Here is a 13,531-nt window from a genome sequence, read left to right on the forward strand (position 1 = left end):
CGGGGATCGGTCATGCAGGTTCGTATTCTTGGCGCGCAAGATATCGCGCTGTTGGAGAATGTCACCCCGGGGCTCTTCGATCATGCGCTGCGCCCCGATCAGGCACGCGCCTTTCTGATGAGCCCGTTGCAGGCGATGGCCGTGGCGACAGAGGCTGGCGATCTGGTGTCATTTGCCTCCGGCACGGTGCTGTTGCATCCCGACAAGCGGCCGGGGTTCTTTGTCAACGAGGTCGGCACCCGCGAGAGCCACCGTCGCCGGGGCCTGGGACGGGCAGTGACCGAGGCGCTGTTCGCCCATGTGCGCGCGATCGGCTGCGCCGGCATCTGGCTCGGCACCGAGCCCGACAACACAGCGGCGCTGGCGCTCTACCGGTCGCTTGGCGGTGACGAACAGCGGTTTGTCGGCTTTGGCTGGGATGGCGCTTTCGACCTGGAATGATTCCCTCACGCCGGGCGGTCGAAGACGATGACATTGCGCCGGGCGGCGCCGGACTTGGTGTCGGCGATGGCCTCGTTGATCTGGTCCAGCCGCCAGCGGCCCGAGACCAGCTCATCGAGCTTCAGCCGGCCCTGACGGTAGAGATCGGCCATCCAGGGGATGTCGCGGGCAATCACCACGTCGCCCATCTTGGAGCCGACCATCGACGAGCCCATGAAGGCATTCACCACCGGCTCGTATTGCGCCATGGCGCCGCTGTGCGGCATGCCTACCATGACCATCCGCCCGCCCCAGCCGAGATAGCGCTGCGCGTCGTCATAGGCGCGGATCGCGCCGACCGTCACCGCCACCACATCGGCCCCGCGTCCGTCAAGCAGCGTCATCGCCTCTTGCCACGGTGCCTCGCCAGTGGCCAGAATCCCATGTGTGGCTCCAAAGTCGCGCGCCATAGCGAGCTTTTGCTCGCTCATGTCGACGGCGATGATCCGCCGCGCGCCGGCGATCCGCGCGCCCTGGATGGCGTTGAGCCCGACGCCGCCGGCACCGATCACCACCACGTCCTCGCCGGGGCGCAGCCGGCCGGCGTTGATCACCGCGCCGACGCCGGTGATGACGCCGCAGGCCAGCAGCGCCGCGCTCTCGGCCGGCAGGTCCTGGGGCAGTTTCACCACCTGATTGGCACCGACCACGACCCGTTCGGCGAAGGCGCCGCAGTTCATCGCCGCGCCCACGACAGCGCCCTCGCCGTCGGTGAGCTTCGGCGGCTCGATGGTGGGCGTCTCGCAGATCGTCGGCTTGCCGGAGCCGCAGCTCGGACAGCTGCCGCAGGGCTTGATCAGGGTGACGACCACGAAGTCGCCCGCGGCCAGCCCGGTCACCCCGGCGCCGAGCGCGGTCACCCGTCCCGCCGCCTCATGGCCATAGACCGCCGGCAGCGTGCCGCCCCAGCCGCCCTCGGCAAAGGAGATGTCGGAATGGCAGATCGCCACGGCATCGAGCGTGACCTCGATCTCGCCGGCCCCGGGATCGCGCAGCGTGACCTCCTCAATCGCCAGCGGCGCGCCGAAGGCCCTGAGCACGGCAGCTTGGATTTGCGGCATGGTGTCCCTCCCTGTGAAGGCTCCACCCAATCAAACGGCGGGCGGCGAGAAAAGCCGGAAAGTCACGTCAGACGATTGATGACGCAAGGTCATGTCACGCCCTGCACAGAAGGGAGGCCGCGCGAAATACGATGCATTACTCACCTTCCAATCAGACATGGCCGATCTCCCTCAGAAACCCCGACAGCAGCGCCGCATAGGCCTCTGGCCGTTCCACCGGCGCCATGTGTCCGGCGCGGCGCAGCAACGCGAAGCGGGCGCCAGGAATCAGCTCGACGGTTTCCCGCACCAGATCGGCCGGGGTGGAGCCGTCCTCGCTGGCGGCGATGCCGAGGCAGGGCAGGCGCAGCCCCGAGGTGGGGGTATAGAAATCCGTGCCAGAGATCGCGGCGCAGCAGCCGGCATAGCCTTCGCCCGGCTGGCGTTCGACCATGCTGCGGATCGCCTGCGCCGGCGGGCTGTCGCGGAAGGCCCTGGTGAACCAGCGCGGCATCAGCGTATCGGTCAGCGCCGCCGGCCCCCCTGCCCCGACCGCATCGATCCGCTGCTGCCACTGGGCGGCGGTGCCAATTCGGGCGGCGGTGTTTGACAGCACCACGGCGCGCAGCAGGTCGAGCCGCTTGACCGCCAGCCCCTGAGCCACCATGCCGCCCAGCGACAGCCCGACAAAGACCGCCTCGCGCACCTGCAGCGCATCGAGCAGCGCCTCGGCGTCGCGCACCAGGGTGCCCATCGCATAGGGCCCTGGCGGACAGTCCGAAAGGCCATGGCCGCGGGTATCGTAGCGGATCAACCGCAGGCCGGGCGGCAGATGCGGCAGCACCGCGTCCCAGATCCGCATGTCGCAGCCCAGGGCGTTGCCGAAGACCACCGGCGGGGCGTCCTTGGGGCCTGCGTCATCGATGTGCAGGCGGATGCCGTTGGCGGTGATGAACTGGGGCATGGCGGGGGGTCCTTTTGCGGGCGGCGGCGGGTGTGGTGGATGTCGGAGCGGGGGTTTTGCACCCCCGCACCCCCGCAGAGGTTTGTTTGGCAAGATGAACGGGGGAGCGGTGGATCAGTCCTGGGTCAGGCGCATATGGGCGATGATCTGGCCGTGGTCCGAGGCGAGCTTGTTGTAGGGCGCCTCGGGGTGGCTGCCGTCGGTCAGGTGGTCGTTGAGCACGCTGAAATACGCCATCTCGCCGATGCGGTTGCCGTAGTCGGGATGGAAGTGGCGCGAGAGGTAAATCTGGTCGATGCTCTCGAAGGTGCCGCCGAAGGAAGTGGTATAAACCATGTCGCGCAGGGACTTGCGGACGAAGAGCTTTTCGGCCGAATGCAGGCGCACCCGTTCGACATCCTCGGTGATGCGGCGGGCCTCTGTCTCGCTGTAGCGGTCGGCGCGGTGCTGCGCGTCGTGGCGCAGCATCCAGGCGTAGTTGCGGAACGGCACCTCGCCCGAGACGATCTCGGAGCTGACCGCATGTTCGCCATCATTGAGATCCCCCAGCGCGATCACCGGGTGGCCGGCGTCAAGCTCGGCCAGGATCTCGCGGCGCAGCACCCAGGCCTCGGCCATGCGGCGGGTGGCGGCGCGCAGGCTGCCCATGACCCGGCCGAGCGGGTCGTATCGGGTGAGGTCCTGCTCGGGGGCGAAGGCCGCGCCCGCCGGGGGGATGTATTCGCCGAGCTTGGACTTCAGGTGGCAGTTGAATACGGTGACCACATGGCCGCCCACCGGGATGCGCGCCTTGAGGATCGGGCGCGACAGCCGGCGCAGGGTGAAGTGACCGCTGTCGCTGCCCTCGAGACCGCGCAGCGGGCTGAAGGGGATGGTCAGCGGCGTCTCGAGGTCCTGGATCACCTCGGGGTCTTCGGCAAAGCCCCTGCGCGACAGGATGGCCACGCCGGGGCGACGTTCGCCCGGCACCCCCGCGTCGGCGGCATTGGCGGCAAAGGCCAGCGAGGCGTCCTCGTAGGTGCGATAGGCCAGCTTGCGGAAGATCGCCTTGCGGTGATAGCGCCGCGAGGCATCCGGGATCGCGGCGGCATTGAGTGCCGCGCCGCGGGCGTCGGCCTCTTCGATCACCGCGGTCAGCGCCTCTTCTTCGAAGATCTCCTGGAAGCCCACGATATCGGCGTCCATGGTCAGCAGCTGGTCGGCCAGCCAGTCGGTCTTCCAGGCGTATTCCTCGGGGGTGTAGCTCTGGTAGCGGTAGTATTCGCGGTCCGGCCCGATCAGGTTCTTGACGTTGAACGAGGCAATCGTGAAGTCGGTCATCGCGCGCTCCCCCTTGGCTGCGGCATCGAGGGAAGCACCCGCCGGGCCGGCACGCAAGCCCGATTTCATCGGCCGCGCGCGTGGCCCTCAGTCGGGGCCACGGGCCAGGGCCCTGGCAAAGACCTCGGCGTCAACATTGCCGCCGGAGATGGTGCAGATCACCGTGTCACACTCCAGCTCAGCGCCGTGAAACAGCGCCGCCGCCAGCGCCACCGCGCCGCCGGGTTCGGCCACCAGCTTAAGATGGGCGAAGGCCAGCGCCATGGCGCGCAGGGCCTCGTCGTCACTGACCACCACGCCGGGGCCGCAGAGCCGGTGCAGGATCGGAAAGGTCAGCGCGCCCGGGCTGGGGGTCAGGATCGCATCGCAGAGCCCGCCGGCCTCGGTGGCATTGCGCTCGCGTTGGCCGGAGCGCAGCGAGCGGGTGGTATCGTCATAGCCCTCGGGCTCGACCGGGCGGGCGCGCATGGCGGGCGCATGGGCCTCGAGCGCCAGGGCGATGCCCGAGGTCAGCCCGCCGCCGCCGCAGCAGGTCAGCACCTCGGCCCGGGTGATGCCGAGCGCGGCCGCCTGTTCGGCGATCTCCAGCCCGCAGGTGCCCTGCCCGGCAATCACCTCCGGATCGTCGAAGGGGCGGATCAGGGTCAGGCCGCGCTCGGCCGAGAGCCGGTCGCCCAGAGCGTCGCGATCGTCGACGCCGCGGTCGTAGAGCACCACCTCGGCGCCATAGGCGCGGGTGTTGGCGATCTTCATCGCCGGAGCGTCGGAGGGCATGATGATCACTGCTGGCACGCCGAAGCGCCGGGCGGCCAGCGCCACGCCCTGGGCGTGGTTGCCGGAGGAAAAGGCGATGACGCCGCGGGCGCGCACGTCCTCCGGCAGGGCCGAGACCGCCGACATGCCACCGCGGAACTTGAAGCTGCCGGTGAGCTGCAGGCACTCCGGTTTCACCAGAACGCGGCGGCCGGCGATCTCGTCGAGCAGCGGCGCCGAGAGCAGCGGGGTGCGACGGACGGCGCTCTTGATGCGGTCACGGGCGGCTTCGATGCGGTCGATGTTCATGTCAGCTCCTTCAGCCAGGCGGTCAGCGCCGAGAGCGCCTCGGGTTCGTCGAGAAAGGGCACATGGCCGCGGTCTGGCACCACCGCGACATGGGCATCGGGGCGGCGGGCCTGCATCTCGGCCAGGGTGTCTGGCGAGAGCAGGTCGGAATTGGCACCACGAATGATGGCCAGAGGCTTGCCGGCCAGCGCATCGAACATCGGCCAGAGGTCGGGCACCGGCTGGGCTCCGGCGGCGATCACCGCATCGCGCAGCTTCGGGTCATAGGTGAGCGCGAGGCCCGCGTCGGTCTGGTCGAAGAACTTCTCGACCTCGGCGCGCCAGCGGCTGGCGGGCACGTTGGCAAAGCCCTTCATCACCGCCGGACGGGCGGCTGCGGCCTGGTCGTAGCTTGTCCACACCGGGGGCTTGCCGAGGTAGCCCATGATCACCTCGAGCCCGCCCGGAGCGATCACCGGGCCGATGTCGTTGAGCGCCACGCCGCACAGCACGGCCGGTGCGCCCATCGCCAGCCCCATCGCCACCAGCCCGCCGCGAGAGGTGCCGAGCACGGCAACCTGTGCCAGACCCAGATGCGCCAGCAGTTCCAGCACGTCCTGCGCCTCGCGCGGGATGGTGTAGCTGAGCGGGTCGGGCGCGAAATCGGATTTGCCGCGGCCGCGATAGTCGAGGCGGATCACCCGGCAGCCGGTCAGATGCGGCAGCAGATAGTCGAAATCGCGGCTGTCGCGGGTCAGGCCCGAAAGGCAGAGCAGCGGCAGGCCATCGCCCTGGTCGTCGTAGTAGAGCGACAGCCCGTCGGAAGTGGTGAACCGCGCCATCTCAGGCGCCTGCGAGGTCTGGGATGCGGGTCAGGTCGGACAGCACCTCGCCGGGGCGGCCCGGCAGACGGTCCATCGGTTCGCCGGCGCGGTTGACCCAGACGGTGCGGAAGCCATAGGCCGAGGCACCGGCCGCATCCCAGCCGTTCGACGAGACGAAGAGCACCTGGTCGGGGCGGCAGTCAAACCGCGCGCCGACCATGTCATAGACCTGCCGCGCCGGCTTGAAGATGCCGACGCTCTCCACCGAAAGCACGTCGTCGAGCAGCGCCTCGAGCCCGGCGCTGCCCACTGCGCCATTGAGCATGTCTGGCGAGCCGTTCGACAGGATCGCGGTGTTCAGCCCGGCGGATTTCAGCGCCGCCAGCATCTCTGGCACCTCCGGGTAGGCCTGCAATTCCCAGTAGAGCGCCAGCAGCCGCTCGCGCAGTTCGGCATCGCCGTCGAGCCCCTGTTGCTCCAGCGCCCAGTCGAGGCCCTCCTGCGTGACTTGCCAGAAATCGCAGTGATCGCCGGTGATCGCCCGCAGCCAGGTGTATTGCAGCTGCTTGGCCCGCCAGTCGGCGGCCAGTGCCGGCCATTTTCCCGCCCAGTGGTCCTGCCCCGGCGCCTCGGCGGCCAGGCGGGCAGCGGCGGCGACGTCGAACAGCGTGCCATAGGCATCGAAGATGCAGGTGGTGATGGTCATGGGCGTGGCCTTTGGTCATGTCGGTCGCCGCCATCATGCCGATGGGCGCGGCAATTGCCAGCCCTCCCGTGTCACAGCCGGTGGGGGCGATTTCAGCTTGGCAGGCTGAAATGCTCGTCAGGCACCCGGATCGACCATGTCACGCCGTCGCGGCCGATGTCGTATGCGCTTTGCGCCGCCAGCATCGAGGGCGCCAGCGTGGTCAGCACGGTGCTGCCGAAGCCCTTGGCGGCGGGCGCCACCGGGGCCATCGGCACGCCGGTCTCGTCCCAGCAGAGGTGCAGCCTGGCATCCGCGCCGGCTTCCAGCGACCAGCGGATGCCGATCCGGCCATGGCCGTCGCGCAGGGCGCCGTGCTTGACCGAATTGGTCGCCAGCTCGTGCAGCGCCATGCCGATGGTCTGGACGCATTGCGGCCGCAGGTCGATGTCGGGGCCGATACGCTCGATCCGGCCGTCGCCCAGCTCGATGAAGGGTTCGAGATGGCGGTCGATCAGCTGGCTGAGCGAGACCGTGGTCCAATTGCTCTGCACCAGCAGGTCGGTGCTTTGCGACAGCGAGCGCAGCCGCGCCTCGAAGGCGGTGTTGAATTCCTCGAGTGAGCCGGCCCGCCGCGCGGTCTGGCGCTGGATTGCCATGACGATGCTCAGCATGTTCTTGGCGCGGTGGATCACCTCGCCGGCAATTACCTCGCGGGCCTTTTCGGCGCGGCGGATCTCGGTGACGTCGCGGTGGATGTTGGAGATCGCCACCACCTCGCCCTCGGGGCTGCGGATTGGCGCACAGGCAATCCAGACCTCGTGCACGGTGCCATCCTTGGCCACCCGCGGCGCCTCGAACCGCTCGAGCCGCCCGGCGATGATCTCGTCGCGGTACTGGCTCACCGGCTTGGGCCAGCCCTCGGGATAGATCAGCTCGAGCGGGCGGCCCACCGCCTCGTCGGCGCGGTAGCCATAGAGCCGCTCGGCCGAGGGGTTCCATGTGATGATCCGCCCCCGCAGGTCATAGCTGATGATCGCGTCGTTCGAGGTGGCGATCAGCGCGGTCATCGCGCTGGCCTTGATGAAGGCCTCCTCGACCTCGCGCTGCTCGCTCTTGCGGGTGGTGATGTTGCGGTGCTGAACGATGAGATAGACCGCGCCGTCATGTTGCAGCCGGTTGGCCGTCAGCTCGAACCAGCGTTTCAGCGTCGGGCTGTCGCAGGGGTATTCGCAGCGGAACGGTTGGCCGTTGATCAGCACCTTCTGCAACCCTGTCGCGATCAGCCGCGCCTCGGCGCTCGAGTCGCCTTCGGCGGTGTTGCAGGTCTGGAAATAGCTCTGGCCGAGATAGCAGGTGTCTTCGTCGCCGCCGTTCTCGATGCAGAACCGCCGCCAGGCCGCGTTGACCGCGACGATCCGGCCGGTGGCATCCAGCATCACGACCTCGTCATGCATCGCCTCGAGCAGGTCAAGGGCACCAAGCCCGGCAAGCGCCCCGGGGTCGAAATTCAGTGCCAAGCAACCGTCTCCGTCCTATGCGTTTTTTTCGCCGTCTTTCGAAACGGGAAACCGAACCGCAAGGCAGACTGCTTCAATTGTATAGTAAAGCGCCCCACCGCGCCAGATTCAGTTTATCCCCGCGCGAAACCCCGCCGCGGCCGGGAACAATCGGCGCGCTTGAGGCTTTAGGCGGACAGGACGCGTGATTTGCCAATCAGGGCGCAGATCGTTACTGTGGCGCGTCATAAACCCGGAGCACCCGTCAGAGCGGCGGCCTCCCCCTCTCATTCCCCCCAGTTTTGGAGCTTTCATGACCCAGGTCAAATCTGGCGACACCGTTGCCATTCACTATACCGGAACGCTGGAAGACGGCGTCACCTTCGACAGCTCGCAGGGCCGCGATCCGCTGGAATTCACCGTCGGCTCCGGCCAGATCATCCCCGGCCTCGACAAGGCGATCCCGGGCATGGAAGTGGGCGACAAGAAGGTCGTCGACGTGCCGGCCGACGAAGCCTATGGCCAGGCCGATCCCAACGCCCGCCAGGCGGTGCCGCGCGCCGACATCCCGGCCGAGATCCCGCTCGACATCGGCACGCAGCTGCAGGTGCAGACGCCCACCGGTCAGGCGATGCCGGTGACCGTGGTCGACGTGACCGAAGAGCAGGTGACGCTCGACGCCAACCACCCGCTGGCCGGCAAGGACCTGAAGTTCGCCATCGAGCTGGTCGAGATCAAGGCCGCCTGAGGCAAGAACGACCGAGGACCCGCCGCTCTGCGGCGGGTCTCATGCCGCCCGCAGCGGCAAATCGAAATGGGCGCGGATCTCCTCAGCGGCCGCCTGCGCCGAGAGCTGCCCGGTGTCGAGCCTGAGACAGCCGTCCCGCGGGACAGGGGCGATTTTGCGCCGCGCCACGCGAGACGCAGCCGTGACCCGCGCCATCATGATCTCTTCCGGACAGGACAGAAAGACCGGCAGCAGCGTGCCGCCTTCTGCCAGGAGCGCAGCCTCACATGCCTCGAAAACCGGCAGGTCCGCGGGATGATGATAGGCGTTGGTGGTGATCAGCAGGGGCCTCCCGGTGCGGGCCGCGATGGCGCCGCGATCACCAGATCCCAGAACCCCGGCGCGCCGAATTCGAAGACTGACCGCGCCAGATCGATACTCACGTGGTTGTCGAACAGCCGGCCTCCGGTCGGTGACGCGAGGGCCTGGCCCACCGTCAGCTTGCCGGTCGCGGGGGCGCCGTGAAGAAAAACCAAATTCATCGCCCGAGGCTACGGTTGGCCGGGGCGCGGAGCAACCGGGCTAGTAATGCACCGTCACGACAACGCTGTCGCCATAGCTACCTGCCGGCGCCTGCTGACCCGCGTGGATGCGGCCATAGACCGTGAACCTCTGGCCATAGCCGGTGCCGGTGGCGCTGTTGCGCTGGTTGGCCGCCTCGCCCCAGACCAGGCTGCGGGCAGGGTCGCGGTAAAGCCCGTAGGCCAAGGTGCCCAGCGCCCCCTGCATCCGCCGCAGTGCCGGGTCCGACACGCCGGGCCCGTCCCCCAGGCCCATCGAGACCGAATACCCGGTACCCGAGGTGCAACGGATATCGACCGCGGCAGTGGCGTCCGCCGGAGCGGCGAGGTTGCTGATCTGACCGAAATCGAGCGATCCGACATCCAGCTCGCAGCTCGCCACGGTCTGCGCCGAGACGGCGAAATCCGACACCGGGTGGCTCTGGCCGAAGAGCTCGCAACTGACGATGCCGTAGCTCATCTCGATATGCGGCAGTCCGGAGAAGGTCGACTGGTAGGCGCCGGTGACGAACTCGGTGCCATTCGCCAGCAGCTCGGCATAGATCGGGATCGTCACCTGTCCGGCAGAGCTGACCACGGCAACCGGCAGGTAGACCTCGTTCAGCGTGCCATGCACCGCACCGTGTCCGCCAAGGCGCAGCTGATAGGCCAACGACTGGCCGGTCGGGCCGGACATGAAGCGCGGCGCATTGCCGGGCCCTGCCCCGCCGCTGCCGGCACCGAAGCGGAGGCAGACGCCAACCGTCTCGTTCAGGAGACCCGCGCAGGTCACGGTCAGCGTCCCGGAGGTGCGGTTGACCTCGCCGGAGCGCAGGCTGACGGCGCCGAAATCGATGTCGCTCATGTTGGCTTCGCAGGTCGCTGCGCGCAGCGGCGTGGTCATCAGCAGGAGGAGGCACAGGGCCGCGATGACAACCAGGATACGCAGCATCAAAGGCACTCCACCGGATCGATCACCGCCTGCAGCGCCGCCGAGGGGCGGTAGGCGAAGCGCGCGGTACAGGTCCCGCCGGCGATCTCGGCGGTGATGCTGTTGCTGGCTGCGGGCGTCTCGATCCAGGCCTCGCCGTCATAGCCGACATAGGTCTCCGAGCCGCTGCCGTTGACATGGATCACCGTGCCCGCCGGCAGCACCGCGCCGCTGGCATCGCGCAGCACCGCCAGCACCCCGCCTTCGGTCGTGCCGCCAAAGCTGACGTAGTGCCCGGCCCCGCGCGCCGGCACCATCTCGGCCGCCGAGACGCCGAGCGAGGCCGTGTCAGGCAGGTCGCGCACATTGACCGAGAGCCGGTTGCGGCGATAGGCGTTGAGCCCGTTGACCAGCACCCGTCCGCGGGCATTGGTGCGCGCCACCGGGCGATTGTCGAGATAGACCGGCACATCTGAAACGCCGAGGTCGACCACCGCGAAGCCGTCCTTCACGGTATTGCCCATGGCGAACTCGCGCCCTGCAAGCGCCGCCGCGCCGTCGATCTGGCCGCGCAGATAGGCTCCGTCTCCCTGGGTCTGAACCTCGGCCGTAAGCTCGCCGTAGCGGCTGCGGTAGTCGCCCTTCAGCCGCACCGGCACCCGGTCGCCGCGCTGCGCCGCCTGCAGGTGATAGCCCCAGGCGCCGATGCCCTCGCCGCGGGTCCGGCTGAGGGTCAGGTCGCGGGTCTCGCGGCCGGTGCTGTCGCGATAGGCGGTGGCCTGGCCATGGGTGCGCTTGCCCAGCTTCATCGACAGGCCGGCCGTGATCCGGGTGTCGTGGGTCTCGAAGCTGTAGCTGCCGTTGAGGCTGAAGGCGCCGCGCCCGCCGCGGATCGGCGTGCCAAAGGAGATCGAGGCCAGTTCGTCGCGCGAGGTCTCGCGGCGGGCGCTGACATAGGACAGGCCGAGCCGACGGTTCGACTTGCTGAACGGAATCGACAGGCTGACCACGTCCTGCGCAAGCGGCACTTCGAGTAGCGAGCCGGCGGTGCCGCCGGAGGTCTCGAGGTAATCGAGCCCGGTGACATAGGCGAGATCGGCAAAGCCCGGGTCGGTGCGGCTGCTCGAGGTGCGGAGATCGACCTTGCCGATCTGGGTCTGCAGGTCGAGTTGGGCGAAATTGCCTGTGCGGCCCATGAAATCGCTGCTTGCCAGCGCCAGCCGCACCTCGCCCAGTGACAGCGGCACCGCGGTCAGCCCCACGCCCGCCAGCTGCAGCCGGTCGGTGGCGCCGAAATGGCCGTCGACGGTCAGCGTCTTGCTCAACCCGTAGCGCAGGCTGGCGGTGAAGATACCGTCGTTGCCGTAATCGTTGCTGGTGACGCCAAAGCCTTCGCGGGCGCGGCCAAAGGCCAGCGCATAATCCGCCATCCCCGGCTTGAGCAGCCCGTCGGAGCTGAAGAAGCTGACCGTGCGCCGGCTGATCCGGCCATCGATGCCGCGCACCACGATCTCGGCGTCGCCGCCACCCTGCACCGGCACATCCTCGAGCCGAAAGGGGCCATCGGTGACATTGGCGGAAAACACCCGGCTGTTCTCGATGAAGACATCGACCGACGAGGGCACCGCCGCGGCGCCGGAATAGGAAAACCGCTGGTCGGTCACCAGATCCCTGCGCAGCGAGAAGTCCCGCCGCAGCTCGATGCCGGCCATGCGGATCGGCCGGGTCCAGCTGGGCCCGGCGGTGGTGAAATCGCCCAGCGTCAGGCTCAGCGCCGGTTCCGGCAGGTCGGTGGTGAACGAGGTCTCGAGCCGCAGCGAGCGGGCCTCGCCCCCGGGGCCGAGGTCTTGGGTGAAATAGCCTGAACTCGCCAGCCGGCCCAGCGGCGCAAATACCCAACCATCGAGGTTGGCCGAGAGGGTGCCGTCGTAATGTTCGAAACTGTCGCCAAAGCCGGTGTCACCGACCAGCGAGTAATTCAGCACCGCACCCCAAGCGCCTTCGGAGGCTTCGAACTCGGGCGCAAAGGCGGCCGAGACCACTTCTGGCAGCAGGCCGTCATGCGGCACGGCGATATGAATCAGCTGGTTGGCGGGATCGTATTGATAGCTCAGCCCCTCGATCGACGAGAGCCGCACCATCCGAGCGGTGCCGAGCGGCGGCCGGATGCCCAGCTCCTGCAACTCGCTGCGCGGCGCGGCCATGTTGCTGCCGTCGAGATCGGCCGAGAACTCGGCGATCAGCTCGGTGTCGAGCCCGTTGACCGTCACTGCGAGATAGAGCGGCACCGCTTCAGCGTCGAGGTCCTCTGACACCTCGGCGGTGAGCAGCAGATCGGACATCATGTCGGTCTGGGCCACCGCGGCAGTCAGCCCGAGGCCTATGGCGCCGGCAGTGAGGGTCAAGCGGATCGCATACATGGCAGGTCTCCGGCGCCGCCGTCCGACGAGGGCAACGCCGCCTTGGAGGTCAGGGATCGGTCACGACGAAAAACACAGCGGCACCGAGTGGCGCACCTGAAGTTTCACGGCCTTGCCGGACTGCTCCTTGCCGGGCAGCCGGTCGACCAGCACGCGGTAGCATTCCTGCCCCCGCACCGGGCGCCGGTTGGTTCGCACCACGCGCACCGTCAGCTCCTGCCGGGGACGCAGCTTGGCGATCGGCGGGCTGACCACCACATCACGGGTGGCGCTGACCCGGTCGGGGCCATGCCGCGGGTTCCAAGCCACCACCCGCAGCTGCACGACCGAGAGCTCGCGGCCGCCGGCCTTGATCGTCAGCGTCGTCTGCTGGCCCTTGCCGGGCACCGCCAGACGCGTCGGAGAGACCGACACGCTGTCGGCCAGTGTGAGGCCGGGCGCCGAGATCAGCGCCGCAGCCAGAAGCGCGTGTTTCGCGCCGTAGAGGAACCTGGAAATTGTCATGAATCTACCTTTTCGATTAATTGCACGGGCCATTAGTTGGTGCCGTAATTCAGCGTCACCAGCAGCGTGTCGTCATAGGTGCCGGCGGTGTAGCTGCCCGCGGGGATCTGGCCGTAGACTTGGATCGCCTTGGGGGTCAGCGCCTGGACCGCGCCGGAATAGACCGCATCGTTGACCCCGACCTCGGTCGAGCGGGCACTGGAATCAAAGACCTTGTAGGGCATCAGCGCGCCGCTGGTGGACTTCATGTGGCGAGCGCCGCCGCTGACATTCGAGCCGCCGCCGAGCGTGACAGAAACTGACTGGTGCGTCCCGGTGCAGGTCACCGTGATCAGGCCCTGGGTGGTCTCGTTGGTGGCTTGGCTGGTGCTGATCGAGGCAAAGCTCATGCCGGTCCCGGCAGCCAGAAGACAGGTGTCGGCGACGATCGCCTGTACCCCGAGGTTGGCGGTGGATTGCGCGGCACTGGCAGGTGCGGCAAGGATCGAGAGAGACAGGCAGAACGCGCCTGCGAGCAGTTTGGTGGTCATTTGCGT

At 68.2% G+C, this 13,531-nt stretch carries 14 protein-coding genes; 2 read left to right on the top strand and 12 right to left on the bottom strand.

What is annotated here, in order from left to right:
• Positions 1–12 precede the first annotated feature (12 nt).
• The gene (locus VOI27_RS01735) at positions 13–441 is read left to right on the top strand and encodes a GNAT family N-acetyltransferase (protein ID WP_323763560.1); all 429 of its coding nucleotides are present in this window, start codon (positions 13–15) and stop codon (positions 439–441) included.
• Between the two features lie 5 nt (positions 442–446).
• Here the strand turns inward: VOI27_RS01735 and VOI27_RS01740 are convergent, their stop codons facing one another.
• The 7 genes from VOI27_RS01740 to VOI27_RS01770 form a co-directional block, all read right to left on the bottom strand.
• On the bottom strand, positions 447–1,541 hold the full coding sequence (locus VOI27_RS01740) for a Zn-dependent alcohol dehydrogenase (protein ID WP_323763561.1): 1,095 nt from the start codon (positions 1,539–1,541) through the stop codon (positions 447–449).
• Between the two features lie 151 nt (positions 1,542–1,692).
• The gene (gene pcaD, locus VOI27_RS01745) at positions 1,693–2,484 is read right to left on the bottom strand and encodes a 3-oxoadipate enol-lactonase (protein WP_323763562.1); all 792 of its coding nucleotides are present in this window, start codon (positions 2,482–2,484) and stop codon (positions 1,693–1,695) included.
• A 114-nt stretch (positions 2,485–2,598) separates the two neighbouring features.
• Complete coding sequence (locus VOI27_RS01750; protein WP_323763563.1) at positions 2,599–3,804, bottom strand: endonuclease/exonuclease/phosphatase family protein; 1,206 nt, start codon at positions 3,802–3,804, stop codon at positions 2,599–2,601.
• 87 nt (positions 3,805–3,891) lie between these two features.
• A complete protein-coding gene (locus tag VOI27_RS01755; protein WP_323763564.1) occupies positions 3,892–4,866 on the bottom strand; it encodes a threonine/serine dehydratase in 975 nt (324 codons plus the stop codon).
• Positions 4,863–5,687 carry an alpha/beta hydrolase gene (locus VOI27_RS01760; protein WP_323763565.1) on the bottom strand — a complete coding sequence of 275 codons (825 nt, stop codon included), beginning with the start codon at positions 5,685–5,687 and terminating at the stop codon, positions 4,863–4,865. The genes VOI27_RS01755 and VOI27_RS01760 overlap by 4 nt, the downstream gene beginning before the upstream one ends.
• A gap of 1 nt (position 5,688) precedes the next feature.
• A complete protein-coding gene (locus VOI27_RS01765) occupies positions 5,689–6,375 on the bottom strand; it encodes a haloacid dehalogenase type II (protein ID WP_323763566.1) in 687 nt (228 codons plus the stop codon).
• 92 nt (positions 6,376–6,467) lie between these two features.
• The gene (locus VOI27_RS01770; RefSeq protein WP_323763567.1) at positions 6,468–7,874 is read right to left on the bottom strand and encodes a PAS domain S-box protein; all 1,407 of its coding nucleotides are present in this window, start codon (positions 7,872–7,874) and stop codon (positions 6,468–6,470) included.
• A 292-nt stretch (positions 7,875–8,166) separates the two neighbouring features.
• Here VOI27_RS01770 and VOI27_RS01775 point away from each other — a divergent pair, with 292 nt between their 5' ends.
• Positions 8,167–8,601 carry a peptidylprolyl isomerase gene (locus VOI27_RS01775; protein WP_323763568.1) on the top strand — a complete coding sequence of 145 codons (435 nt, stop codon included), beginning with the start codon at positions 8,167–8,169 and terminating at the stop codon, positions 8,599–8,601.
• Positions 8,602–8,640: 39 nt separating this feature from the next.
• On the opposite strand, the gene VOI27_RS01780 is transcribed toward VOI27_RS01775, so the two are convergent.
• From VOI27_RS01780 to VOI27_RS01800, 5 genes are all read right to left on the bottom strand, one after another.
• Positions 8,641–8,796: a hypothetical protein gene (locus VOI27_RS01780; protein ID WP_323763569.1), complete on the bottom strand. Its 156-nt coding sequence runs from the start codon at positions 8,794–8,796 to the stop codon at positions 8,641–8,643.
• Between the two features lie 366 nt (positions 8,797–9,162).
• Entirely contained in the window at positions 9,163–10,092 is a 930-nt protein-coding gene (locus VOI27_RS01785) for a spore coat U domain-containing protein (protein ID WP_323763570.1), read from the bottom strand.
• Entirely contained in the window at positions 10,092–12,491 is a 2,400-nt protein-coding gene (locus VOI27_RS01790; protein ID WP_323763571.1) for a fimbria/pilus outer membrane usher protein, read from the bottom strand. Before VOI27_RS01790 ends, VOI27_RS01785 begins: the two co-directional genes overlap by 1 nt.
• A gap of 60 nt (positions 12,492–12,551) precedes the next feature.
• The gene (locus VOI27_RS01795; protein ID WP_323763572.1) at positions 12,552–12,995 is read right to left on the bottom strand and encodes a molecular chaperone; all 444 of its coding nucleotides are present in this window, start codon (positions 12,993–12,995) and stop codon (positions 12,552–12,554) included.
• A 32-nt stretch (positions 12,996–13,027) separates the two neighbouring features.
• Positions 13,028–13,525, bottom strand: coding sequence for a spore coat U domain-containing protein (locus tag VOI27_RS01800; protein WP_323763573.1), 498 nt, complete (start codon positions 13,523–13,525; stop codon positions 13,028–13,030).
• Positions 13,526–13,531 lie beyond the last annotated feature (6 nt).

The organism is Marinovum sp. (genome assembly GCF_034669705.1).
In the GTDB taxonomy this organism is placed as follows: Bacteria; Pseudomonadota; Alphaproteobacteria; order Rhodobacterales; family Rhodobacteraceae; genus Marinovum.